This window comes from Leptospira sp. GIMC2001, assembly GCF_028462125.1.
Taxonomy (GTDB): Bacteria; Spirochaetota; Leptospiria; order Leptospirales; family Leptospiraceae.
Genome location: NZ_CP115468.1, coordinates 1416112 through 1439473, shown reverse-complemented (window position 1 = coordinate 1439473; position 23362 = coordinate 1416112). Strand labels below are relative to the sequence as shown.

23 protein-coding genes are annotated in these 23362 nt (G+C 31.5%); 12 read left to right on the top strand and 11 right to left on the bottom strand.

Annotated features, from left to right (window positions below; all coding sequences use genetic code 11):
• Positions 1-101 precede the first annotated feature (101 nt).
• Positions 102-794: a hypothetical protein gene (locus tag O4O04_RS07975; protein WP_272535289.1), complete on the bottom strand. Its 693-nt coding sequence runs from the start codon at positions 792-794 to the stop codon at positions 102-104.
• Between the two features lie 120 nt (positions 795-914).
• On the opposite strand from O4O04_RS07975, the gene O4O04_RS07970 reads away from it, so the two are divergent.
• From O4O04_RS07970 to O4O04_RS07960, 3 genes are all read left to right on the top strand, one after another.
• Positions 915-3176, top strand: a complete 2262-nt coding sequence (locus tag O4O04_RS07970; protein ID WP_272535288.1) for an AAA family ATPase — start codon at positions 915-917, stop codon at positions 3174-3176.
• A 201-nt stretch (positions 3177-3377) separates the two neighbouring features.
• The gene (locus O4O04_RS07965) at positions 3378-4076 is read left to right on the top strand and encodes a uracil-DNA glycosylase family protein (protein ID WP_272535287.1); all 699 of its coding nucleotides are present in this window, start codon (positions 3378-3380) and stop codon (positions 4074-4076) included.
• A gap of 4 nt (positions 4077-4080) precedes the next feature.
• The gene (locus O4O04_RS07960; RefSeq protein WP_272535286.1) at positions 4081-4809 is read left to right on the top strand and encodes a hypothetical protein; all 729 of its coding nucleotides are present in this window, start codon (positions 4081-4083) and stop codon (positions 4807-4809) included.
• 446 nt (positions 4810-5255) lie between these two features.
• Here O4O04_RS07960 and O4O04_RS07955 read toward each other — a convergent pair whose 3' ends face one another.
• Entirely contained in the window at positions 5256-5693 is a 438-nt protein-coding gene (locus tag O4O04_RS07955) for a hypothetical protein (protein ID WP_272535285.1), read from the bottom strand.
• A gap of 98 nt (positions 5694-5791) precedes the next feature.
• On the opposite strand from O4O04_RS07955, the gene O4O04_RS07950 reads away from it, so the two are divergent.
• Entirely contained in the window at positions 5792-6235 is a 444-nt protein-coding gene (locus tag O4O04_RS07950; RefSeq protein ID WP_272535284.1) for an SF0329 family protein, read from the top strand.
• Positions 6236-6431: 196 nt separating this feature from the next.
• On the opposite strand, the gene O4O04_RS07945 is transcribed toward O4O04_RS07950, so the two are convergent.
• Positions 6432-9158, bottom strand: a complete 2727-nt coding sequence (locus O4O04_RS07945) for a hypothetical protein (protein WP_272535283.1) — start codon at positions 9156-9158, stop codon at positions 6432-6434.
• A gap of 93 nt (positions 9159-9251) precedes the next feature.
• Here O4O04_RS07945 and O4O04_RS07940 point away from each other — a divergent pair, with 93 nt between their 5' ends.
• The 3 genes from O4O04_RS07940 to O4O04_RS07930 all read left to right on the top strand — a co-directional run bounded on the left by O4O04_RS07940 (position 9252) and on the right by O4O04_RS07930 (position 12923).
• Positions 9252-11216, top strand: a complete 1965-nt coding sequence (locus O4O04_RS07940; protein ID WP_272535282.1) for a DUF2779 domain-containing protein — start codon at positions 9252-9254, stop codon at positions 11214-11216.
• Positions 11217-11331: 115 nt separating this feature from the next.
• Entirely contained in the window at positions 11332-12384 is a 1053-nt protein-coding gene (locus tag O4O04_RS07935; RefSeq protein ID WP_272535281.1) for a WYL domain-containing protein, read from the top strand.
• A gap of 74 nt (positions 12385-12458) precedes the next feature.
• Entirely contained in the window at positions 12459-12923 is a 465-nt protein-coding gene (locus tag O4O04_RS07930; RefSeq protein WP_272535280.1) for a 5' nucleotidase, NT5C type, read from the top strand.
• Between the two features lie 34 nt (positions 12924-12957).
• Here O4O04_RS07930 and O4O04_RS07925 read toward each other — a convergent pair whose 3' ends face one another.
• Positions 12958-13476, bottom strand: coding sequence for a hypothetical protein (locus tag O4O04_RS07925; protein ID WP_272535279.1), 519 nt, complete (start codon positions 13474-13476; stop codon positions 12958-12960).
• Between the two features lie 187 nt (positions 13477-13663).
• On the opposite strand from O4O04_RS07925, the gene O4O04_RS07920 reads away from it, so the two are divergent.
• From O4O04_RS07920 to O4O04_RS07905, 4 genes are all read left to right on the top strand, one after another.
• On the top strand, positions 13664-14383 hold the full coding sequence (locus tag O4O04_RS07920; RefSeq protein WP_272535278.1) for a hypothetical protein: 720 nt from the start codon (positions 13664-13666) through the stop codon (positions 14381-14383).
• On the top strand, positions 14376-14891 hold the full coding sequence (locus O4O04_RS07915) for a hypothetical protein (RefSeq protein WP_272535277.1): 516 nt from the start codon (positions 14376-14378) through the stop codon (positions 14889-14891). Before O4O04_RS07920 ends, O4O04_RS07915 begins: the two co-directional genes overlap by 8 nt.
• A gap of 266 nt (positions 14892-15157) precedes the next feature.
• A complete protein-coding gene (locus O4O04_RS07910) occupies positions 15158-15418 on the top strand; it encodes a ribbon-helix-helix protein, CopG family (RefSeq protein WP_272535276.1) in 261 nt (86 codons plus the stop codon).
• A complete protein-coding gene (locus O4O04_RS07905) occupies positions 15396-15812 on the top strand; it encodes a type II toxin-antitoxin system VapC family toxin (protein ID WP_272535275.1) in 417 nt (138 codons plus the stop codon). The genes O4O04_RS07910 and O4O04_RS07905 overlap by 23 nt, the downstream gene beginning before the upstream one ends.
• Before the next feature lie 197 nt (positions 15813-16009).
• Here the strand turns inward: O4O04_RS07905 and O4O04_RS07900 are convergent, their stop codons facing one another.
• From O4O04_RS07900 to O4O04_RS07870, 7 genes are all read right to left on the bottom strand, one after another.
• Positions 16010-16717 (bottom strand): helix-turn-helix domain-containing protein, encoded by a 708-nt coding sequence (locus tag O4O04_RS07900; RefSeq protein WP_272535274.1) that lies wholly within the window; start codon positions 16715-16717, stop codon positions 16010-16012.
• Positions 16718-17134: 417 nt separating this feature from the next.
• On the bottom strand, positions 17135-17728 hold the full coding sequence (locus O4O04_RS07895) for a S41 family peptidase (RefSeq protein ID WP_272535273.1): 594 nt from the start codon (positions 17726-17728) through the stop codon (positions 17135-17137).
• Positions 17700-17957: a hypothetical protein gene (locus O4O04_RS07890; protein WP_272535272.1), complete on the bottom strand. Its 258-nt coding sequence runs from the start codon at positions 17955-17957 to the stop codon at positions 17700-17702. Before O4O04_RS07890 ends, O4O04_RS07895 begins: the two co-directional genes overlap by 29 nt.
• The gene (locus tag O4O04_RS20455; protein WP_442915952.1) at positions 17950-18381 is read right to left on the bottom strand and encodes a hypothetical protein; all 432 of its coding nucleotides are present in this window, start codon (positions 18379-18381) and stop codon (positions 17950-17952) included. The genes O4O04_RS07890 and O4O04_RS20455 overlap by 8 nt, the downstream gene beginning before the upstream one ends.
• A gap of 881 nt (positions 18382-19262) precedes the next feature.
• Complete coding sequence (locus O4O04_RS07880) at positions 19263-19559, bottom strand: hypothetical protein (protein ID WP_272535270.1); 297 nt, start codon at positions 19557-19559, stop codon at positions 19263-19265.
• A 1101-nt stretch (positions 19560-20660) separates the two neighbouring features.
• Positions 20661-21188: a hypothetical protein gene (locus O4O04_RS07875; protein WP_272535269.1), complete on the bottom strand. Its 528-nt coding sequence runs from the start codon at positions 21186-21188 to the stop codon at positions 20661-20663.
• 4 nt (positions 21189-21192) lie between these two features.
• Entirely contained in the window at positions 21193-21459 is a 267-nt protein-coding gene (locus O4O04_RS07870; RefSeq protein ID WP_272535268.1) for a hypothetical protein, read from the bottom strand.
• A 1003-nt stretch (positions 21460-22462) separates the two neighbouring features.
• Here O4O04_RS07870 and O4O04_RS07865 point away from each other — a divergent pair.
• Positions 22463-23212, top strand: coding sequence for a YcxB family protein (locus tag O4O04_RS07865; protein WP_272535267.1), 750 nt, complete (start codon positions 22463-22465; stop codon positions 23210-23212).
• The last annotated feature ends 150 nt before the right edge of the window (positions 23213-23362 follow it).

The following is a 23362-nucleotide window of genomic DNA, read 5'->3' as shown; positions in this document are numbered from 1 at the left end:
CAAGAAAAATAAAATATTGCCCACAAAAATGAAAAAAATCCAACAAGATGAATTAAAAATTGTCTAATCGATAATTGAAATATATTGATAATTTGTTTTATCTATTTTAATTCCACAATATAGTTTGCAAAATCCAACTGAATCAATTTAGCTTTGTTGCTGGATTGATTATAATATTCTTTTATGTTTGGTAAGATAAAATTCGTATCAGAATAGCAGATTGCAAAGGCAGAGTAGGGAGCTTCCTGCAATACATGCATGTAATTTTTTCCTCCGTTCGGTTGGGATCGATAAGAATTAATATGATAGAATAGCAATTGGGATGGAAAAATATTTACTTCATCATACAGCTTCTGAAGCACTCTTCGCTTCTCTTCAAAATTAGTGCTATTGCCTTCCGTTCCTCCTATATCGAAAATGGAACGTGTATTAATATGCTTTCCATTTAAGAGTTGATTTACTTTGTTTCTACCATCCTTCATTGCACGAAAGGAAGCATTGTAATCAGAGACAATTTTTTCCATTGGATGGATTAAGACACCATGAACGAAAGATAGATCCAAATAAACTGCACATGCAATAATGAATTCATCTTCTCGTATTTTCAAGTTATGATTCAGCCAGATATTATTTCTATAGCTGAATAGATTTGTATTTCGATACCCGTCTTTGGAAAAATACGATTTTAAAATTTCAATTTTCGTAGTAAGATCGGAATATTTAAATAGCTTGGATTGACTTGCAAAACACTCAAGCAATTCTTCTGGACTCATCATCTTTTCATCTTGGGACATTTTATTTCTCTCCTATTTCTCTTATTATACATTTCAACCATAGGTATTTCGGAAAGAATTGTTCCGAATTCCTTTCACCAATCGTTTATTATATTTCTATCAAAGCAGAAAGAGGCAATAATGATACAGAAAGCAAACAACAATCAGAAGAAACAAGATCCTTGGAATTCTATCTATCAATCTAGTTCTGTAAAGGCGGGGTACTTTTACCTTATAAAGATACTAGAAAAGGATAGAGATATGAATTTTTGTGATGAAGAATTTCTAAGAATGTTTTCCGAACAAGACTTACAAATTTTGTATAAAGAATTAATTCGTCCTTTCTTCCAAAATTTACAAGAGCAAACGGATTCTATTGAAAATGAAAGAATGTCAAGAAATTATAGAGGGAGAACTATGAATCTCCCGGGAAATGTTTGGTTGAATTACAGATCCAGAATGCGAGAATTAAGTAATCTATTGGAGACTATCACAGAGGAAGATCCATCGTATCGCGAGATTCTTTGTGATTTTTTCATGAAGAGAATCAGAGCATACTCAAAGAATTTTACCTTAGAATCTGACCCAATATTTCAGAAGATAATTAATACTTTGGAAGCTTTACATCTCCCTCTAAAATATTCTACTTTTGTTCACTTTCTTGCAACACAATATTTGTTTAACCCTATGCTTGAATGGATGAGCCATGAGCAAGATAACTATAGAACAATGTTCTATTATAAAAACGCTACAGGTATCACGCGATCTGAGTTAACAGAGATATTTTCGAGCAATTCGCCTTTTTGCCAATATGAAATTTTTGAACCAATCAATGGTCATAGATACAGCAAAAGTATTGAATTGCATGATAATTTTTTAAATTTTATCAATAATGATAAAGAGAAATACTATTGTATAGAGTACATTAAGTTAGAAGAAACTCCATCGCAAAGATTGGAAAGTTTTGCTTTGCCAGAATTGGACAAATTCAATCTAAATTCCTTGCTACTTTCAGATGAGCCATGCAAAATACTTTTGTATGGAAAACCAGGCGCAGGAAAAACTGAGTTCGCAAGAAGCTTAGCTCAAGAAACGAAACGATCATTGTATAAAATTGATACAGTAAATAATGATTCTATAGGTATTCGAAAATCGAGTTTAGTGCTTGCTAATGCTATTGTTAGCAAAAATAATGCAATTCTTTTAATGGATGAGGCAGATGATCTTCTCAATGAAGAATTTTATTCTTCAAGAGGACCACGATATAACTCGATGAAGAAAATTTGGATCAATGAATTTTTGGATTCAAGCAGTTCAAAAATTATTTTCATCACGAATGAATATGACTCAATTCATGAATCCATTTTGCGAAGATTCGATTATAGCTTAAAATTTGATTCCCCTGATACTAAACAATTAACTCATTATTGGAACACAGTTATAACATTGGAAGATGTGAATTCTTTCTTTTCGACTTCGGACATTGAAACCTTCCAAGTCAAATACCCAATCTCTGTCGGAGGAATTACAACTTGCATTCAATCCACTAAGAAAATACTTAAAACTAAAAAAATTAGCAAAGTTAGATTTCTCAAAACACTACATGCAGTATGCAGTCGGCATGCTAAGTTAATAGGCTTGCCAATTCAGAAATCTTTAGTCAGCAATAGCCCCTATGATCCTTCACTCATTCACACAGATGCTAATATGGATGACCTAGAAATTATGATGAAAGATTACCTATATGGTATTGACAATGGAGGAATCAAAGACTCTTCTTTGTGCATACTTTTCCAAGGTAAGCCGGGGACAGGGAAGACGGAGTATGTCAAATACCTAGCCCGAAAATTAGGTTGTGAACTCATCCAAAAAAGAGGATCTGATCTTTTAAATATGTATGTTGGACAAACAGAAAAATTAATAGCATCCGCTTTTAATGAGGCTGAAGAAAAGAATGCAATATTTTTCTTGGATGAAGCAGATACTTTTTTCCGAAGCAGAGAACTAGCGACAAAGTCCTGGGAGATTTCTCAGACCAATGAATTCTTAACTCGAATGGAATCCTTTCAGGGAATATTTATCGCAGCGACAAATTTTTCGAATAATTTTGATGCAGCAAGCTTACGAAGGTTTGCTTGGAAATGTGAATTTAGTCCACTCAAGAACCCAGATAAAATTCGTATCTTTGATAATTATTTTCCTGATATCTTTGCAAAGGCCAGTTTCCTAGAGAAAGAGTCGATTAAAGAAATTCAAGATTTAACACCAGGAGATTTCAAGGCAATATGGATTCGATTTCGGTTTCGACCAATTGACAAATTGAACTTCAAAGAAATCATCGAAGCGTTGAAATTGGAAGTTAGATATAAGACGCAGAACCAAGAGAAAATAGTAGGATTTTGATTCCCTGATCAGTGTAAAAGTTAACAATCTTCAGGATCCTTGATTCTGGAGATTGAAATTTTTTATTTGGATATTGGAGGAAATGATTTGAAATTGAATTTTAGAAAATTCTACAATTCTAAATTTAATCATTGAATTGAATTTGAAAATCCATGAGACTTAAGTTTTGAAGAAAATAACATTGTAAAAAGGAATAAAATTTTGTACGACCGAGACCTGCCAACTAAGATACTAAAAATTGCAAAGCCTGAACTTTTAGGTTTTGATCCCAAAGGACTTTTTATTCCTATCGTTGATAGTTTTAAAGATAAACCCGAAACAGCATTTTTCCCTGGGGGTAGAGGATTTTATTATGATAAAGAAGAAGAATTTAAAAGTCAACGAGAGATAAAGATTCTAGTTCTTGGAAATGACTTCGGCAAGCAAAGTGATTATAATAACTTTATAGAAGGGAAAAAAAGAGATGCCGATACAGGGACTTGGAAAAATTTAATCAAGATATTTAATGAGAGCTATAATGTATTAGATGGAAATTTTCCATGGGATAATTGCTTCTTTTCAAATGTATATCTTGGTCTTAGGCTAAAAGGCGTTAAAAAAATAGGTGGTAGTTTAGGAAAAATAGATAAGGATTATAAAGATAAATCTTTTAAGATTCTTTCGAAGAAAATTGAAATTATCAGACCAAAACTCATAATAACACTGGGAAAGATCGTTAAAATGGAAATGGATAGATTAGACAAAATAAATTCTAATATAAAGATAGTTAATATTATACATCCATCTATGTATAATTCGAATGTGAAGCATGAGAAATATACTACAAAGGATGGTGGAACAATTACAGCTGAATATGCTCTTAAAATGAAAATAAAAGATGCTATTCTTGGGATAAAGTAACGCGATGAATGAGATGCTCAAAGAAAATGGAAAACTAATTTTAAATTCAATTTTAGATAAAGAAGGCGAAATCATGTACAGTTCCAGTGACGCACTTAAAGCAGGAAATTATTTTCTTCTCGGCTATAATCCAGGAGGAGAAGGTAAAGTTTTAATTAAAGATCATCTTGAGAAATCGATAGATCGAAAAGACAACGCTTGGTTTGATGAAGGGTGGTTAAAAGACGAAAAGAAGAGTTTTCTACAAATAAGAGTAATTTCATTATTTGAAGAATTAGGAATTGATTTGCGAGAAAAAGTTTGTTCAACTAATCTTATTTTTCTTACCAGCCATAAGGCTGAAGAAATTGATCATGGGATGGCTGGTTATTGTTGGAGGTTTCATGAGCTACTTTTGAGCATTCTAAGACCTCCAGTAATTTTCTGTTTTGGTAATGGAAATGAAATGTCGACCTATTCATTTTTAAAAGAAATGTCCTATGATTTTAAGAATGAAGATAAAATTATGCATAGGATAAGTAGTCAAAAATCTGGGGAATCGAAATACGAAATAAAATACTTTGATGGAATATTTTTATTACCAGATAATAAAAAAATAAAGTCCAAGATTATTTCATTTCCCCACTTTAGTCGTTTTAAAATTCCAAGATCTACTAACAATGAGTCGAAAATGAATGAAGGAATATTAAAAGAATTAAAGAAAATTATTAATGAATCTATGGAAATGAAATAATTGAGTAAAATATTTATTTGAAGTAAGATAGAATCGGAGAGTCTTATTATAATAATGCAAAAATAATTTTTATACACAAACTTTGAAGTATTCCTATTTTACAAGCTCGGCAAAATAGAAATAATACTTGGGACATTTACGCTATTTCTAAAATACGAGTAATGGGAATCGCTGACCACAATGACAAATAATTCTTTGATCCATTTAATAAGATTTATGCATTTTGCTCTTTTAAAGGCTACGCTTATATAGCAGTTAATAAAAATTCAAAATGGGGTTTATTTTAAATTGAATCAAATACACCAATAGAAAAGAGACATTGCATTTTAGAAGTAATCGTTTATAAAGATTTGGATGATCTAAAGAATAAATCCCCCCTTCTTTCTAGAATACCCAGACATTTGTTTAATTATTTCTTAAGCTAATATCTGTAATCTTTGATTATTTCACGGTTCAAAAATTTTCACTGGTTTCCCGGACTTATTTGCATTCCGAATCGTTGACCAAGTTCCCGATCTTTGTTTCTCCGGTCCATCAGGAAATGCCCACAATTCATCTGTAAGATTTACTATAAATTGATTCCGCTTTAGATACTCTTCGGATGAATAACTATGAATTAAAATATCTAAGCCGGGGTATTTTTTTTCGCAGAAAGCTCTTTGTTTCTGATCCGTTGGAGGATGGATCGATATTTGCTGAACTTTAACACCTTCAGGTAAATTTTCATTTTCCAAAATCAGAAGCTTATGAATATCTTCGTCAACACCCACGCAATCACCATGATGGATTTCAACATTTCCCAATCCTTTTAGACTTTCCAATAGAGCCAATCTTTGATTATCATTTAAACCCTTTCTTGAACCTGTTATGCCAATTTTTTTCATAATTATATTATATCATATTCTGAGAACAGAATTCGGAAAATATAATTCCGAAAACTCATATCTTACTTGATATAATTGTACGGAAGGTAAATTAGAAAATGAGTAGATGGAGTAAATTGCAATCGGAAATTTATAAACTGATGGATGCGAAAATGAATATTCAGATTCATTGTTCAGTTTATCAAAAAGTTAGTCAGAAAAGTAAAATAAATTTTCCACGATATTGGATTACATTAGATAAGGAAATCATTTGGGATTACCCCAAAAGTTTCATTAATAATCAAGAGTATCCGTTTCTGAGTGACAATAATTACCCGTATATCAATGAAATATCAGATATATCTAATTTAATTAGAGAGTATATCAACACACCTTTTAAAGACTTATTCTCAAAAATATTTTCAAATGACAAATGGGGCTTATCCGATATTTTGAAAGCAAGCGATCGTAGAATTGGTAATCGAAGATTGAAGAAACTACGTGAATGCAATGAAAATACGGCGGTAATAAAAATCCTCTCTCATCGTTTAAATCTAAAATAGATTTTTTAGTATATTAGTGTATCTATTTTTTTAAATAGCTTTGATTTTTTAATAAATCTCTTTCAATATTCTGGATGCATGAAATGATTTTTCATCTTTAGGATTAATTATATGAAATGCCTTGGCATAAGAAGCTGAATCATAATAAATATTAGCTCCTAATGCATTTGTTATATAAGTTGAATTAAATTCTCTTTCAATTTTTTAATATTATGGAAGAAAAATTAGGATATTCAGATATCAATCCAAACGTTCCATCTGCTCCTGCAAGTAAAATAGGAATGTTAAACTGTTTAGCAAATTCCTCTAAAGATTTACGAATATGTAGATAAAAAAGAATTTTATCTTTGCCGCCTAGTTTTGTTAAAAAGCTTAATAATGGATTGATTGCAAATACACTTAGGTATCGATCGATTTTTAGTTTGGGAATCGGAGTGTTAATATAGTATCCTAGCATTGAGCCCATTATGTCTTTTCTTTTCAAATCAACTATTCGAAAGTTGAATAGTCTTGTTTCTATAATTAATTTTGGATATTGGGCAAGGCATATTCCACCCATAGTTCCATAGTAAGAATCTAGTGGTGATTTATTCAGAACTATTCTGTATTGAAATAAAGGATTTGAATTAGTTGATTCTTTAGAATGAACGGAATCTATCCATTTATCTTTTTCTTTGATCATTTTATTCAGATTGAATAATTTCTTGATGGCAGCATCAATCGCATTTACATTCAGTTCTTTCGATTTAACAAGTGAATATGGCTTAAGAAGTTTGAAAAATTCGCTATTCTGAATGTCCGATATGTTTTCCTTTATTCCAATTTCTTGCATTGTGGATTGTGATATTTCTTCTACAATTCTGCATATAGATTCAATCTGCGGGAGTGAAATTCGATCAATAACTACATCTTCGAAAATAAATTTATTAAGAAATTCCAATTCTTTTCTATCTGAATTTGATTCAATAAGAAATTGATAAAATTCTTTAGTTTCTTGATCTTTGATACTGAAGAAATTTGGAAACAGGATTATCAGTAAAATTTTTTGCAGAGAGCCATTTTTGACTCTTGCTAACTCTAACAATTCCACTAAATTGGAATGCTTTCTTTCTAAATGTAGAATCGATTTTTGTATTTTATTAAGTTCTGACTTGTCTACCTCAAGAGAATGATTTTTTAGCTCTTGAATCGATTTTCGTATAGAAAGTAGCTTCTTTTGGAAATAAGTGAAGAACGTATTTATATTAGTAGATGCACCAAATTCAGTTAAAATATGAAAATATTCAAAGTTATCGATATTTATTTTTTGTCGGATCACTTCTTCTTGTTTTTTATTTGTATCATCCGAGTTCCTTTTTTTGAATAGAAAATCATAAAAGAAGCGCAGGCTAGGTGATTTGTGTACATCCTTATAAGCTTCCCAATGATGATTAAAGGAAGAGCTATTATTTTTATGTCCTAACCAATTTATCTCCTGGAAAGCAGAAAATCCTCGAATAATATAGGATTTGAAAAGAAAAAATAAATTTTTAGAAATTCTATCTAATTGAACACATTTTTCTAGATGCCAACTTCTATCGTTTCCATCTAAACAATCATCAATAGCCGATTGAATTAAATCTCTTACTTCTAATTTAGATTTTTTTAAAAATTCTTTTAAAACTAATCGAGGACTTACGTTCTGATTGTGGAATAAATCATCCATCTTTAGTTCTTTTAGAATAGCCTGGAGTTTAGACATATACTCGTGATTTTGGTATTTTGATTTGTCGGTGATTAATTCCTCATCAAATATTCTATCTAAGATAATTTTGTATTCTGGATCCATTCCATCATTTTCTGAAATGAATTTTGGATATTTTTCCCTGTCTTCATATTTCATTTTAAAAAATTTTCTAAAATGCCAGAAGTAAATAGATAAGCCTGTTCGATCTTTGAGACTTTGAATCAGTTCGATCGCTGCTTCATATTTTTTTGGATCTTTATGAATTACTAACCTTCTTCCAAGATAATCGAGAAAGAAAATTCCCACTCGTTTTGTCGCTAGGCTTTGTAGAATATTTATAAAAGAAGAAATTTCACGATAATAGTCAATTTTATTAAAACCTGATTTCTTTCTCTCCAAAAATCCATGCTCAAAATCGATCGAATAAATTGAAAGCTTTGGAATTCGTCTCCATTCTTTTTCCTTTTGTGAAAATTCTTTCTGAAAGGTCGCCTCAAGTTCAGGTAATTTTTTTAGTAAGGAAGTAATCTGATTTGTGCTCCACACAGCTGAAAACTTTTTCAAAATTGGAAAGATGTTTAATTTTAGAAAATGGAAAAATAGAGGATTCGAAAATTGAATTTTTAACCAAATATCTATATATGATTTACAAAATACACTATTTGATAACAAGTCAATAGGTGTATGTGCAATTGGATAAGCTATATACTTTGTTAAAACAATGTCTGATGATAAAATCTTGAAGGCGCCTTCTATCTGATCTTTTTTATATCTTTCATGTTCTTTAAGTGTTGCAATTAAGGCTATAATAGAATGAAATGCAGGGATATGTTTTACTTCCCAACTTCTCCAATCGTAGTCACGAGATAATCGAGGACTAATTACATATTTAAAGAATGAATGTGGAGAAAGTCCAATTCGGACTGAGGCAGCTAATAAATCTCGGAAATGATGCAGAAGACTTCGATCAGCTTGGAATTTCGCTAATATCTCATCCAGTCGATTCCATATCAAGCTCGGATTAAGCCAGTTAGAATTCCCACTTTCACAAAAGGATTTAAATACTTCTTGAAAACCTAGGGGTGATTCTTTAAGGTTATCAATGTCAACAAAAGCTTGAAATCCGTTTATTTGTTTCTTAGAAATTCCATTTTGGATTCCAATTTTCGCAATATCTTTAGTATCGAAGAAAGGCATAGAAGTATTATACAGAATAAATTCTTTATATTCGGAAGATTAATTTCCGAATATAATATTCATTTAAAGTAAAATATCTAGAATTACATTTCTATGAAAAAACGATACCTTACTAAATCAAGATTTCAAATTGCCAGGGATTGTCCCACTAAGTTATTTTATTCGGGCAAATTGGAATACCCTGATCAAAGCCAAGGTGATTCGTTTTTACAAAGTTTAGCAGAGGGTGGGTTTCAAGTTGGTGAATTAGCAAAGTTTTATTATGATCAGAATCTCACAAATGATATTGTGGAAATTGACTATGATACAGCATTAGATAAAACGAATGCATTATTAAAGAATAAAGATGTTATAATCTTTGAAGGTGCAGTAAAGTTTGAAAGTCTTTTTATCCGTGCTGATATTCTCGTAAAGAAAGACCATCTAATTCAAATTATTGAAGTTAAGGCGAAGTCCTTTTCTGGTTCATCCGAAGCTGATTTTTATAATTCGAAGGGCAATATTTATCCAGAGTACAAGTCTTACTTAGATGATATTGCCTTCCAGAAATATGTTCTAATGAATGCCTTTCCTGAATATGATATTTCTGCAAGTATACTTTTAGTGGATAAGAATTCAGTAGCAAGTGTAAATGGATTGAATTCTATTTTTGAAATCCAAAACAATCATGGCCGAAGCGAAGTAAAGATTGATTCACAAAAGTTAAATGAGATAGGACTTGGAAATAGGATTCTAATTGAAATTCCTGTGGACTCTACAATCGAATTGATTCACCAAGAAGATGATTTTATTCCTAATATAAATTATTTTGCATCTCAGTACAGCCAAGATAAGAAAATTCCTTCTGATATAGGAATGCATTGCCAGCATTGCGAATTCTACACATCAGAGCCTGAGATGGAATCAGGTTCAAAGAGTGGCTTTAAGGAATGTTGGAAGGAGCAGGCGAATCTTACAGAGTCTGATTTTGAGAGGAAGTTTATTTTTGATATTTGGAATTATAGAGGAAAACGAGATAAGCTCAAACAAGGAATATATTTTATCGATCAAATGAAAGAGTCTGATTTCGATGATCAGTTATCTGAAGATGGCATGTCACAAGGAAAGAGGCAATGGCATCAGGTACAAAGTATTCAATCCAATCATACCTCCGACATTTTAGAGTTAAATGATTTGAGAAGATTTATGGATTCGGTTCTTTATCCTCTTCATTTTATAGATTTTGAAACTACTTCTGTCGCTATTCCATTTTTCAAAGGTATGAGACCTTATGAAGGAATCGCCTTTCAGTTTTCTCATCATATACTGCATGAAGATGGTCAAATTGAACACAAAGGACAATTTTTACATACGGATCCAAACGAATTTCCTAACTTTCATTTTATTCGAGCACTAAAAAAAGAATTAGAAAATGATAATGGGGCTATCTTTAGATATGCAAGTCATGAAAATACTATCTTAAATAGTATCTACAACCAACTCGAACAATCTTCCATTAAAGATAAGAAGTCTCTGATGAAATTTATCCGAAGCATAGCGCAGGTTGAATCGAATTCGGGTGAAAAGGTTGCAGGCGAAAGGAATATGATTGACTTATTGAAATTAGTGATTCGCTACCACTATCATCCTTTGATGGGCGGATCCAATTCTATCAAGTCAGTACTACCTGCGATTATTCAATCTTCTGAATATATCAAAGAAAAATATTCAAAACCGATTTATGGAACTAGTAAGATTTCAAGTCTAAATTTTTCAAATCAGAAGTGGATAACTTACATAAATGATGGTGAGGTTGCCAATCCTTATAAACTTCTTCCGGCTATTTTTGATGTTGAGGAATTGGATCCTAAGTTAAAGACATTGCAAGGTAATTTATCTCTCCAAACAATATCAGATGGCGGAGCAGCACTTTCGGCCTACGGCATCATTTTAAACTACCATAAATACCCTAAGATCCAAGAAGCAATTCGTAAATCATTATTGAAGTATTGTGAATTGGATACTTTTGCTATGGTTTTGATTTGGGAAAATTGGATGAAAATTTTGGGAAAAATATAATTTTCTTTTTTTATAGCAACTGCAACCGTGAAAAACTAACTAATTTTTAAAAATTAAGTATGAAAAATATTTAACTTTGCGAGTGTGAAGTTAAATTTAATAAATACCTTAAAAAATGAAAAAAGAAAAAGAAGTAAAATCTACGGAACTTTACCAAATTAGATATGGTCTGGAAGCATTTGCATTTGCAAGAGAATGGATTTTCAAACCAAATCAAGAATCTTTATCCGCTAAGCAAGATAAGTCGATAAAGAATAAGATAATCAAAGCGGGTGAATTATATTTATTTTTGGACGAGTTACACTCTTATTCTTGGCTTAATAAAAACCACAATTTTAGTAAATCTTTTGAAAGTGAAACGAAAACTTCTGTTACCGAAAAGATTCGCAAACGATACGAACCTTATCTTTCCTTGGTTTCTCAAAAGTTTGGGCTAAATATAAGTTTCCAAGATAAGACTTTAGATGCCACTTATGAGCAAAATCTAATTCGAATTCATTCAATATGCAAAGATTATCTTGTTGGATTCGCTCATTCTTATAATGATTCTTCCCTAGAGTTGGTCATCAGGAATTGGAACACACCAGGAGACTTATTGTATTTTCTAGTCGCAATTCGTTATGCGATTCAAGGAAAATTTCCTATAGAAATCCAATATAGTAAGGCTATGTTTTTAACAGAAACAGCCAGAAAGATCTATCCATATTTAATAGTATCAACGGAGGGCCATTTGAGTCTTCTTGGTAAAGACCTAAAAGACAATAAGACAAAATCTTTTCTCGTAAGCAGGATAAAAGGTTTTAAAATTGATTTAAGGAATGCAATAGAAAATTACAATCAAGGAAATGAATTTTTCAATCTCAAGGATTATTTGCAGTCAGATCCTCAAGCTAAGTTTTCAAAAGATGAAATCACTTATGAATTCGAAATTAGTAATAGAAACTTAGATTTTTTCAAGCACACTCAACTCTTCGATGTAATAGTTATTGGAAATGCAAAACGCAACCAATGGTCTAGAATTTCTATATCATCTCATAATGAGAGAAAGATATTTGATCTACTTTTTAATTATGGAACCTTTATAAAATTGACATCGCCTCAAGATGCAGCTGATCGATTCGTTAAGGAATTGAAAGAGCTCAATCATTTCTATGATTTAGAAAGGTAATTTTCTGAAAATATTATGTTCTGGATTTAATAATTGGAGTAAGTGGTCATAATAAAAATGGTTTTTGAAAAGCAATGAAAAAGATTTTGTATTTGGATATGGATAATGTAATAGTCGATTTCCCGACCGGAATTCAAAAATTGAATGAAGCTAAACGAAAAGAATATGAAGGACGCTTTGATGAAGCTCCGGGAATATTTTCCCTTATGGAACCTAAGTCAGGAGCAATTGAAGCAATTCATAAATTGGTTAAGTATTTCGATACCTATGTGCTTTCAACTTCGCCTTGGATGAATCCAAGTGCTTGGTCTGAAAAATTGGAATGGATACAAAAATACTTTGGTAAAGATCCGAGCTCAGTTTTATACAAAAGATTAATTCTTTCCCACCATAAGAATCTTAATATGGGTGATTTTCTTGTTGATGATAGAGAGAAGAATGGCGCTAAAGATTTTAAAGGAGAATTAATTCTTTTTAATCCTGAACAATTTAATGAATGGGAAAGGATAGTCAGAATATTAATGAGTAGAATAGGCTAGGGGATTTTTTTAAAATCAAACACACTACGAAGAATCATAGTTCCTCCTCTAAGTAATTAAGTTCATCTTCAATTGTTTCAAAATCTTCATTTCGTATAAATTCGTTAAAATATTGAAAAAAATCTATGAATGCATAAGCAAAATTAGGCTTTTCCTCCTCATGAAGTTCAAGAAAAATCTTAATTCCATTTGCTACATATTGTCCGAGATTTAGATTTGCGATATCCTCATTATCAAATTCTCCATTGTAGTTGCTCAGCAGATTCCAATGATTATCCAGCATTGGGAAGTCTTCTTCTTTTTCCTTATCTGTCCATAGATCTTTATTGATTCTCAAGATGTTTGCACCAAAGTCAAAGAAAACCGTTCTATAAGTTATGCTAATTCCCAAATACTCTAAGACCTTTTCAAGATGAAATACTAAAATGCTTTTCTTATCTTTTGTTAGCCCAATCATAGCCTGCATCAAAATTTGATCCATAATTTCACTCAGTGTTTCTCTTTCCCATATTTTTCTAAAAATAGAGTTTTGCATTAATTTTTCTTTGGTCATTTTTCTGTCCTAATTTTGCTAATTTCAGTTTAAGAAAACTGATCAGTCAATGCTTATTATCTCATATATGAATACTTTTATCGGAAAAAAAACTTCCGAATCAGAAGTATATTTAAAGTAAGCTCGAACTGTTTCGAGGAGAATTAAAGATGAGAAAGGTATTAGTGGTAACTAAAAAGAGCAAAATATGATAAAAGCATTCTTAAATGGTAAGGTTCATCAATCGCTTTATGCAGAAGATTCATTGACAAGTATATTTTTCGAAAGAATGGAATATTTGGAGAAAGAAAGAATCTTAATTAAATTTTTAGAAAAAGCTAAATCGATTTTGTATGACGATCATCCTCAAATACTATTAAATGACTATATTGAGATTAAATACAATTGCAATCTGAATAATTATAAAAAGTTCAAATTATTTTTTTGGCCAAAACATAAAACTGAAGGAGAACCAGATTTAATCTTAGTTTTATTTAATGAGATTTATGATGATGGAATTCTTATCCTCATAGAGGCAAAATTTAACAGTGGGAAGTTAAGATTTGGAGAAAAAGATCAGCTTTTATCATATTATAGGTCTATAAATAATTCATTAAAAGATTTTTATGATGAAACAATTAAAAGTTTTAAAGGTATTATAGGACCGATAATTTACCTTACTGCATATAATTCTGATTATGATATGGAAGAATCTGAAATGTTAATAGGAAAAAAGTATTCAATATTTTCATTAAATTGGGAAAATGTAATCCCCGATTTATATGAATTAAATAACAATAGTATAGCAATTGATCTCATTAATTATTTACATTATTTGAATCTTAATGATTTTAATGGATTCAGAATTGACTTTCAATCTTTAGATTTTCAAAAAGTGAATTGGTTTAAGGAGGCTAATAATGAATGATATAGGACAGAATATAATTGCACTTTTCAATTCTATAAGAATAGTTCTGGCTGATGTAAAAAAAATAATTGATTTGTTTGATGTAATATTTAATAAAAATGGCATAAAATTAAAATGGGAATCAAGTTCAATAACAAATGGAGTTTCATCTAGTCTTTATTATCCAGATCAATGGGTTTTGAATGGTCTTTATCGAATCTATGAATTTAGTTCTAATGACATTGTTGGTTTCAATATTGCTTTTAGTAAAGATATCGAAGAACCCATATTTGTCGGAGGGAAAATTAAATATCAAGAAAATACTCAACCTAAAGAATGGGATTTATGGTATATTTGGTTTGATTGGGAGCCTAGAGAAAAAGTGTTAGACGGATCAGTTATAAATTTCGAATCGAAGGATATAGTTAATGATCAGATTGAGAAAATAGCGATTTTCGCAATTCCCTTAAAGGACATTAGCAATAGGTCTGAGATAGAAAAAATAGTTTTAAAATTAATTAATCTATAATATTGACGTATAGCTCCGAATTACGACTGCGCTGGACTAATGGCTCGGTGATTGACGGTTTGTCTGGAAACCACAATAACAATGTCTCTAAAGGTTTTTAATGGAATTTCGTACATAACTTAAGCCTTCAGTTATTTTTCCGGGTTCGGAACTTCATCTATAGAAATAGTCTGCAATCACCCTAGTTCTACGCAAGGATCCTAAATTTAAATAAATAGATAAAAAATCTGTTGACTGTACTACGATTTTGTGATACATATTAATTTATGATCAGTTTACGTTTACCGCCAGAATTAGAAAGAAAATTGGATTCATTTGCAAAATCTGAAGGAAAAAGTCGAACAGAAATAGTGAAAGATTCAATTTTAGAATATATGAAAGCTAGAGGATCTAAGAAATCACCTTTTGATTTAGGTTTAGATTTATTTGGAAAATATTCTTCCGATAATGATGATCTGGCTCAAAATAGAAAAAAATATCTTAAAAAATTTATTGGAATGAAAAATGAAAAACGTAGCCCTCATTGACTCAGGTCCAATCATTGCGCTATTTAATTCGAAAGATAAATTTCACAAATCAACATTAAAATTTTTCAAATCCTATACAGGTGGATTAATATCTTCATGGCCTGTAGTTACAGAAGTTATTTATCTTTTATCATTTTCCGTAGAAGCTCAATCAGATTTTCTGGAGTGGATTGAAAGAGGGAGTATACAAATTGTAGAATTAAGACTGGAAGATTTAAAATATATCAAAAATCGAATGAGGAAATATTCAGATTTACCAATGGATTTAGCAGATGCTTCTTTAATGTGTATTTCAGAAAGAGATGGAATTGATCGGATTATAAGTATTGATTCTGATTTTTCTATTTATAAAAATTTAAAAGGTAAAGTATTACAAAACCTTTTTAAAGTATAAATTTGACTCAGCATACAATTCCGAATTACTGCTTGGCCGGTATGCTGGATCTTATGATTTTCCTATGTATCGGTTTACCAGCTAAAAATGTGTCACCTATGTGAGTGATCCAATGTGTTACCCATGTGCCTTTCTATACATTCGGTACAGAATCTAATGCGACGTAATGTAAATTATGGGAAGTTGATTAAAATTATTCATAGCCATGCATCCCAGGCGATTCGGATTGTTGCTGGTAGATTTTCATTTGGCGATTCTATCGAGAGCAATAAATCTTTTGTACTTCCTGAAAACTTATTTTTTGCCCATTCCACAAATTGATTCCAGTTTTTTTCTTTTTGGTTCTCAATTTTTTTTCTGACATCATGAATTATGTTAATAGGTGGATTTTCAAAACTATTTGAAATGATTGAATTTTGAATCCTTCGTTTTGAATTATTTATACTTTTATTTATATGTTTTTTATATAACAAAGGATCTGTGAAATATGCCATTTCTCGTTTGCCCTTATGGTCAAGACTACTTTGATGTTTTTGTTTATTCTGAAATGTTCTATTTATCAAAGCTGGTTTGATTTCTATATTTGGAGCTGATTCCAACGTAGAGCTTGATTCAATTTTAAATTTTGAAGAATCTTGCACATTGGAAAGAATTTCAAAAGATGGTTCCAGAATTCGAATTCTTCCATCAAAGTGGACTTGCTTCACGAATCCAAGTTTACGGAGTTTTGAAATGATTCTGGAGACCGTTTCGGTAGAGACTCCCAAGATATCTGCAAAATGTGCGTTCCCCGCTCTACAAACTTTTGCTTTGTGTAAATTGTCGATCTCTGCAAGAATGATTTTCGCAGAACTACTGATAGGTAATGATCCAATAGATGATGAGATCCATGTTCCTGTGCGCATACTTTTATCCTAAAATCTTGAAGACATACCTCGGGCAAGGCTCAAGATTAAATTTTTAATGCCCAAATGGCATGGATATCTTAATGGGATATCCTCTGTTTCATGCGGCAGTTGTCGAGATTGCCGATCGGAATTATGTCTCATTCCAATAGATATTACCATATGAACAGGTTTAGAGTATTGTCAATTCAAAAAATGATTTAATTTCTCAGTGAAAATACGCGAAAAGAACGATGCTATTTTCACTTTGTTTAGGTAGGTTACTGGAAAACTTTTTAGTTTTTAGGAAGGTTCCTTGGGGAGTCTCGACTCTCCCCGAAGGATAAAAACAGAGGATCTTTAGGATCTCAAGATCATAGTAATTAGCCATTTAATAAGTACAAGCTTTTTTTGAAGAAAATTAATTTAAATTGAATATTATTGCACTTCTAAAAATGCATTGAATGCATTGATTGACCTGTTTAGAAAATAATTTGTATTTTTTGAATTTTGATTTAGCTTAGCATCATCTTTCTTGGATGAACTGTTGATTTTCATCAGCTCTTTGATTTTCTCAACTTCGAATTTGGAGGTATACTTTGAATCAAATTTATACCCAGGTAAATGCTTCCACTTATCCTCCTCTCTTAATCGTTGGGGAAAACTTTCATCTTTCTCTGAAGATACTAATATATCAGGTACTATTCCATTTACTTGAGTAGAGATACCTGATGGGAGGTAAAATCTAGATATTGTAATTTTTAAAAGAAAAGAACTGTTCTCAGATAGTGGCATTAATTTTTGCACTGAACCATTCCCAAAGGTCCTTTCGCCTAATACAATTGCCCGTTTATGGTATTGCAAACTTCCAGCAAATAATTCTGCTCCAGATGCAGTATTGGAATTTACTAATATTGCTATAGGTAAATTTGTAATGGTAGATTTATTCGCCAGTACAAATTCTGGCGATCTGTTTCGTATCTTTGTGCCTATTATATTGCCTTCATCCAGGAATAGAAAGATCAAGGTCATGAATTAAAGTACTGATGATCTCCCAGTCTGAATCAATTCCTACTTTGAAAACTTCTTCAGGTGATACTTGGAGTAAAATTTTCTGATCAAGATCGAAAACTATTACGGGCTTCTTGACGATCTTTTGGATACTTTGAAGATCAACATTCCTTATCTCAGGGAAAATCCGATCCTGATCTTTTTCAGCATTTCGAATTCGAATGGGTAAATATACAGGAAAGTTATTCATTAATATCTCTTTTACTTTGATATAAAATAGATTTAGCGAAGTGCAATTGTTCTAATGGAAACTCGTATGTCTTTCCTGATGTAAGCATAGCAATAACTGATTTTCCATCTTCAGCGATTCTCTGAACTTCGGCTAACATCCCTCCGACATTCACCTTCCTTTTTGCATATACTCGCATTACAAGACCTGGCTTCGGTAGTTGAGGACCCGATCCAAATTGTCTTCTTTGATCCTTGGCCTTATTCTCAAATTCTTTATGACGTTTGGTGATTTCTTCGATCTTCTTCTTGTCTTCTTCTGAATGATTAAGATGAGTTACTTTTTTTCTCTGGGTTTTAGCCTGCTCTCTTTTCTTCTCGATAGGAGTTTGAACATCTTGGGGACGAACCCATTTCGTTTGTCTTCTACCTCGAGAGTCAATGATCTGCTTCTTGACCAATCCCGGACTGGGAGGAGATCCACCACCAGTGGGTGTAGACTGTTTATTGTTTCCGAAACCGAAAAATCCCTTGGAGATATCTTGATTCTTGTCCATTTCATCGTTCTGATTTTTGCTTGCATTTATTACCCATTGATATAACTTATCCTTTGAAGCTTCATTTGTTTGGAGTCCGGACTGGTAAAGTCTGGATGTACCACTCAATGAGGCTTCTTTAATTACTGATAACTTTGAAATGAATTGGTCATAATGTTTGTCATGCTCATTTTTATTCTTTTTTAGAACTAACCGTAAGAAATACCGTTCCCCTTCAGCTTCGAATTTTACTCCTCTGTATTCATAGTGTTCGGAAAAAGGTCTGTCCTTCCCCTCTTCCACTTTGCTAATTTCTAGAAATATTGATTTTTCAATTAGTTCAACTAGTGAAGGAATTATACTATAGACCATTGAATCGGAATGGCGTAATATTTTGTTCCTTCCGATCTTGCCCAAAATAACAGGTCTTCCATCTAGAAGTTTTATTTTATTTTTTAAGGATAGATTTCTTAAAATATCAAAAACTTTTCGTGCTTTAAGTTTTAATTCGTCATTATTTTTGCCTGTAAGCAATGATACATTCACTGGCTCCATATTTAAAAGCATTTGAAGTCTTAAAGAATCACTTAGTTCTGATTCCGATCGAGAATTGTCACTCCCAACTAACTGGTGATCATCTGGTTCATGAACTGGTATTCTTCCTGTATGACGGTAAGGCTCAATGAATCCCCGATCATTCATCCATCGGCTTCCGTCTTTCCTTCGCCAATTTCCTTTCAGAACTGCAATAGAGGATTGGACCTTTTCAGTGATAGTTTGATCCATAAATTTTAGAATTCTTGAGCTGGAACCCAGAAGCCTGAAATATCTTGAACTCCAGTCATTGAGTCTATGGAATCAAAGCAAAGGACAGAGTAGAATTGTTCAGTACCGGAGCCTTGTATAGTTCGAAGTCTTTCATCAGGATCCTGAGAATTGGATTTCCCTTGAATTGTCCAGGCGCCGGAGGCTCGAACTCGAGTAATGTAGTAAATTCTTTCAGGAATGTTTAACGGTAAATTGCCAGGTCTTGTGAATTGATTCTGATATCGTACTCGTTGAATATCCTGCAAGCTAATTGATTTCATAAACCCAATTTAGCATGGAAACTCAATATCGGAAAAAAAATATAAGGGGATTTTTTCCGATATCATATTAGTATATAATTTTTCCCTAATATAGTAAAACCCCTCGAAAATAGGTTTTAACCTAGTTTTTCCGATTTTTCCGGGAAAAACCCCTAGCCGATAATTTTAAATTTTTTCTAATCCGATATCAAAGACCTGGGTTACTCTGTAGACAATGGCATATGGAAAACCCGGTCGTCCTCGATAGGGCTTCGAGATATCAAGAGCAACTTTTTTTCATTATGCTCAGGAAGGTCATGAGAGGCTAAAATTTCTAGTAGATTTATGGGTCACGAAAGAACGGATAACTAAAGACAACCCACTAAAGAGAGGAAATTGGGTTATCGCATGTTTACCAAAGAGTTGGAGTATGAAATATATCGTCGAATTGTTTCCGGTCATATCCAGAGAAATATACCGTAAAATTTACAAATTAGTTGAAAAACATAAAGAAAATATCATTTTTACTTTAAACAATCAGGATTATCAGTGAATTTTCTTCAAGATAAAAGGCAATTCGCCTTTAATCATAAAGAGTTTCATGTAACGAGAAAAAAAGTCATCAAATCCGACGGAAGAATTGTATCCCCATAAAGGTGAGATTGCAAAACTATGGAATACATTGGATACAAAATCGGCTCATGAAGTATTATTATCTCAAGAAAAAACTTCAGCAAGTTATTCTATTCTCAAAAGGTTTACAAATAAAAAACTAGATTCAACCCATAAGTGCAATTTTGAATTGATTTTTCAGTGCTTTAATGTGGAGTTTTAAAGCCTATTTGTTCTGAACTCCATTCCTTCTTCCCTTTCTTTCCAGAATTCCTCTTTATCTCCCTTGAAATTATGGATTTATTTTTTCCTATACTATCCGTTATATCTTGAAGCGTAAATTTTTGTAGTCCTATATATATTTATTTTATCGTATAGGGTTCATTGACTGTATTCCATTGTAATTCAATTAGTGTCGCAACTTCAAGAAATCTTTTTGTTGCACTTATGGGTTGAATTCACTTATATAGTTTATCAAGATATTTTACTTTTTAAATCCTCGAATATAAATTAGATTTTATGAGATTCACGAAACTTATAAACTACTATGTAGACCAGAAATGAAACTAAATTAATGACCAGAAAACCGATTACTTGCAATTGAAAAAGAAATTTATATGTTAGGTCTAAGTAGTTATTTATTTCTATTTTCCAAGCTTCGCTCCCATTCAATTTAATAAATATTCGCAAACAATTTTTTTGATCAACACATTCAGCTGCAAATGTACTAAGTGAACTAAGTTCGATTTCATCTCTTTCATATTGAATTTTAATCAGGTTCCCATTTAAAAATTTAAAAGAGTTATTACCTTCGAAATAAAAAGTATTCTTTTTAAAGTCATTGAGTTCAGAATCGAGTTTTTCAGCAATGGCTTCTTTTGTTGAGCCATTTTTAATAATATTTTCAATAGAATATAAGTAATATTCTTTGAAAATTATTTTTTGCTTTTCAAGTTCATAAATCCAAATATATCCCATGAAAACTAGGTTTATCACAATTATGATGAGTAGCAGAAATTTATTTTGTATTCTTCCCATTTATTTAGTTTCCCATGGTTAGATGATCCATTATTTCATCCATTCTCTTTTTTGCAGTCTCTCTTGAGATACCTTTAACATTAATAGATCCATCGGGATTTGATATTGTGTCTTCGCTATATAGCTTCTTGTATATATCTATTACAGCTTGATCCATTTTCGCTCGATCAGTATTTTCAAGAATAGCCTCTTTTCCCCAATCTGGATGTCTTCTATAAATTTCAGCCCATATTTGGTGTGGAATCTCCGTGCCTATCTTCCCCGACCACACTTTCCGAAGGAAAGTTTGCTGGACAAGTCGGAAGTGGATTCAGTTTCCGACAAAGAACTATCAGATCGAGTTCATTTCTTTGCCGATGATCTTGCAGGGATGATATATAAATAATCTATTGGGCTTGGGGAATTCCTAGCTGAATAAACTCATGACAAAATCAATCACAAAACAAGCCCCTTTATTGCAGATATTTTGTCATTTATTTAAGCTAAGGAAAAAAAGTCATTCAGAACCACCCTTACTCTTGGTAATGCGACATTCTGAACCAATCTAACTAATAGAAGATAGCTTTCCACATCCCCTGAATTTTGACAAAGAAAACAGATTAATTACTTCACTGGAAAGCATTACTTTTTCCAATTTCTAAAACCTTTTAGAATCAATTTTAAGCGATTTTTTACTCGATTCTTTACCCTGACGTATCAACTCAATCAAAAGTCTCTAGAAATTGATTCTCAAAGGAATTTTCAACATTCTGGAGTTGAGTCCTCGATTATATTTCTCAGAATTTTTAGAAATTTAAGGTTTCTTATAAACTTTTAATTTAATTCTTATTGTTTATTTAATATATACATTTGCTTCCAGAGAGCAAACGTTGAACGACTGCCATTTGCTCCTAATTGACAAATGTTCAACATCAAACTAATTTATCTTTGCTACCTACCCTTATTTTATGCTCACTAGTCCCTAAATTAGGGCTTAGATCGGCAATCTGAGCCATTCTGGATATTTGCTAGTAAACATTTGGGAGGTTCCCACTTGAAAACGCAAAAACTGATCAAAAACTATGCAAAATTCAGGGTTTCTCTGGCTTGGTGCTACGAAGTTTTAAGTCAATTCAATTGACACTTTTATTTTGGTTCTTTTAATATGGCACGGGAGTTGATTTAGCTTTGGTTGTTTGATATGTGAATTTCATCTTATCCAATCTCGAATGAGTGCGACTATGTGGAGTTATTCGAAACTGAAAGATTTCATTTATTTCAAGGAATAAAATTAAATGATAAAAATAATAAAATTAACTATAGCATTTTCAATTTTGATTATTACTTTAAATGTTTTTAAAAATAGTGCAGTTGAAGATCTAGAATCCAACTATTTTACTTTCACAATACTAATAATAATTATATTTTCTACGACTATTTACCTTTATAAATATTTGGATAAAGAAAGAATTAGATTTAAGAAGCAATACCGCATTCTTTTAAAAAAAAACTTAATAGATAAAGGATTGAATGAGAATATTTTGTGTAAATTCAAAATTTCCATTGATTATAACGATATTAAATTTTTTCAAAAATATTTAGTTCAGAATCTACCTAAATTCATAAATATAATTACATTTATATTATATATTTCGTTGTTTATATTAATTTTTAACTTTTTAGTTAGTAGTTTAATGGATATCTCATATGTTTGGGATAATTTAAATTATGGATTATTTTCTTTTATAATTCTAGTATATTTTGTAATAAATGAATTATTTTCTAAAAATTCAAATCAAGAGAAATATTCAAGTTTTATAGGTATAGGTGAATTTGATTTTAATATATCCAATATTGGAATTGAAAGATCAAACTTATATTTTAAGTCTTTTTATAAGTGGGAATGTATAGAATCTTGTGTTATAAGTGAAGAATATTTATTTTTTATGTTTTCTAAATATGAAGGATTAATAATTCCATTGAATCAAATATCGGCTCAAAAGCAAGATGAATTGAATTCTATTATTAAGATCAGCTTCGAATAACTCCGCGTTACTGGAAACGTCTTCGCTCCTTTGTCTTTAAGGAAGCGGAGCTTCAGACCCATTCGGGTGTCACTACGATTGCCCTGCTCTCTTCGTTCACAGCAATCTCGTGCCAACGCCAACGTCTCCTTTGGAGACTCGGCTATCCCG

Excerpts from the sequence above, each read along its gene's own strand:
- O4O04_RS07975 (WP_272535289.1), bottom strand. The coding sequence starts at position 794 with ATGTCCCAAGATGAAAAGATGATGAGTCCAGAAGAATTGCTTGAGTGT.
- O4O04_RS07970 (WP_272535288.1), top strand. The coding sequence starts at position 915 with ATGATACAGAAAGCAAACAACAATCAGAAGAAACAAGATCCTTGGAAT.
- O4O04_RS07960 (WP_272535286.1), top strand. The coding sequence starts at position 4,081 with ATGAATGAGATGCTCAAAGAAAATGGAAAACTAATTTTAAATTCAATT.
- O4O04_RS07955 (WP_272535285.1), bottom strand. The coding sequence starts at position 5,693 with ATGAAAAAAATTGGCATAACAGGTTCAAGAAAGGGTTTAAATGATAAT.
- O4O04_RS07950 (WP_272535284.1), top strand. The coding sequence starts at position 5,792 with ATGAGTAGATGGAGTAAATTGCAATCGGAAATTTATAAACTGATGGAT.
- O4O04_RS07945 (WP_272535283.1), bottom strand. The coding sequence starts at position 9,158 with ATGCCTTTCTTCGATACTAAAGATATTGCGAAAATTGGAATCCAAAAT.
- O4O04_RS07940 (WP_272535282.1), top strand. The coding sequence starts at position 9,252 with ATGAAAAAACGATACCTTACTAAATCAAGATTTCAAATTGCCAGGGAT.
- O4O04_RS07935 (WP_272535281.1), top strand. The coding sequence starts at position 11,332 with ATGAAAAAAGAAAAAGAAGTAAAATCTACGGAACTTTACCAAATTAGA.
- O4O04_RS07930 (WP_272535280.1), top strand. The coding sequence starts at position 12,459 with ATGAAAAAGATTTTGTATTTGGATATGGATAATGTAATAGTCGATTTC.
- O4O04_RS07925 (WP_272535279.1), bottom strand. The coding sequence starts at position 13,476 with ATGACCAAAGAAAAATTAATGCAAAACTCTATTTTTAGAAAAATATGG.
- O4O04_RS07920 (WP_272535278.1), top strand. The coding sequence starts at position 13,664 with ATGATAAAAGCATTCTTAAATGGTAAGGTTCATCAATCGCTTTATGCA.
- O4O04_RS07915 (WP_272535277.1), top strand. The coding sequence starts at position 14,376 with ATGAATGATATAGGACAGAATATAATTGCACTTTTCAATTCTATAAGA.
- O4O04_RS07910 (WP_272535276.1), top strand. The coding sequence starts at position 15,158 with ATGATCAGTTTACGTTTACCGCCAGAATTAGAAAGAAAATTGGATTCA.
- O4O04_RS07905 (WP_272535275.1), top strand. The coding sequence starts at position 15,396 with ATGAAAAACGTAGCCCTCATTGACTCAGGTCCAATCATTGCGCTATTT.
- O4O04_RS07900 (WP_272535274.1), bottom strand. The coding sequence starts at position 16,717 with ATGCGCACAGGAACATGGATCTCATCATCTATTGGATCATTACCTATC.
- O4O04_RS07895 (WP_272535273.1), bottom strand. The coding sequence starts at position 17,728 with ATGACCTTGATCTTTCTATTCCTGGATGAAGGCAATATAATAGGCACA.
- O4O04_RS07890 (WP_272535272.1), bottom strand. The coding sequence starts at position 17,957 with ATGAATAACTTTCCTGTATATTTACCCATTCGAATTCGAAATGCTGAA.
- O4O04_RS07880 (WP_272535270.1), bottom strand. The coding sequence starts at position 19,559 with ATGAAATCAATTAGCTTGCAGGATATTCAACGAGTACGATATCAGAAT.
- O4O04_RS07875 (WP_272535269.1), bottom strand. The coding sequence starts at position 21,188 with ATGGGAAGAATACAAAATAAATTTCTGCTACTCATCATAATTGTGATA.
- O4O04_RS07865 (WP_272535267.1), top strand. The coding sequence starts at position 22,463 with ATGATAAAAATAATAAAATTAACTATAGCATTTTCAATTTTGATTATT.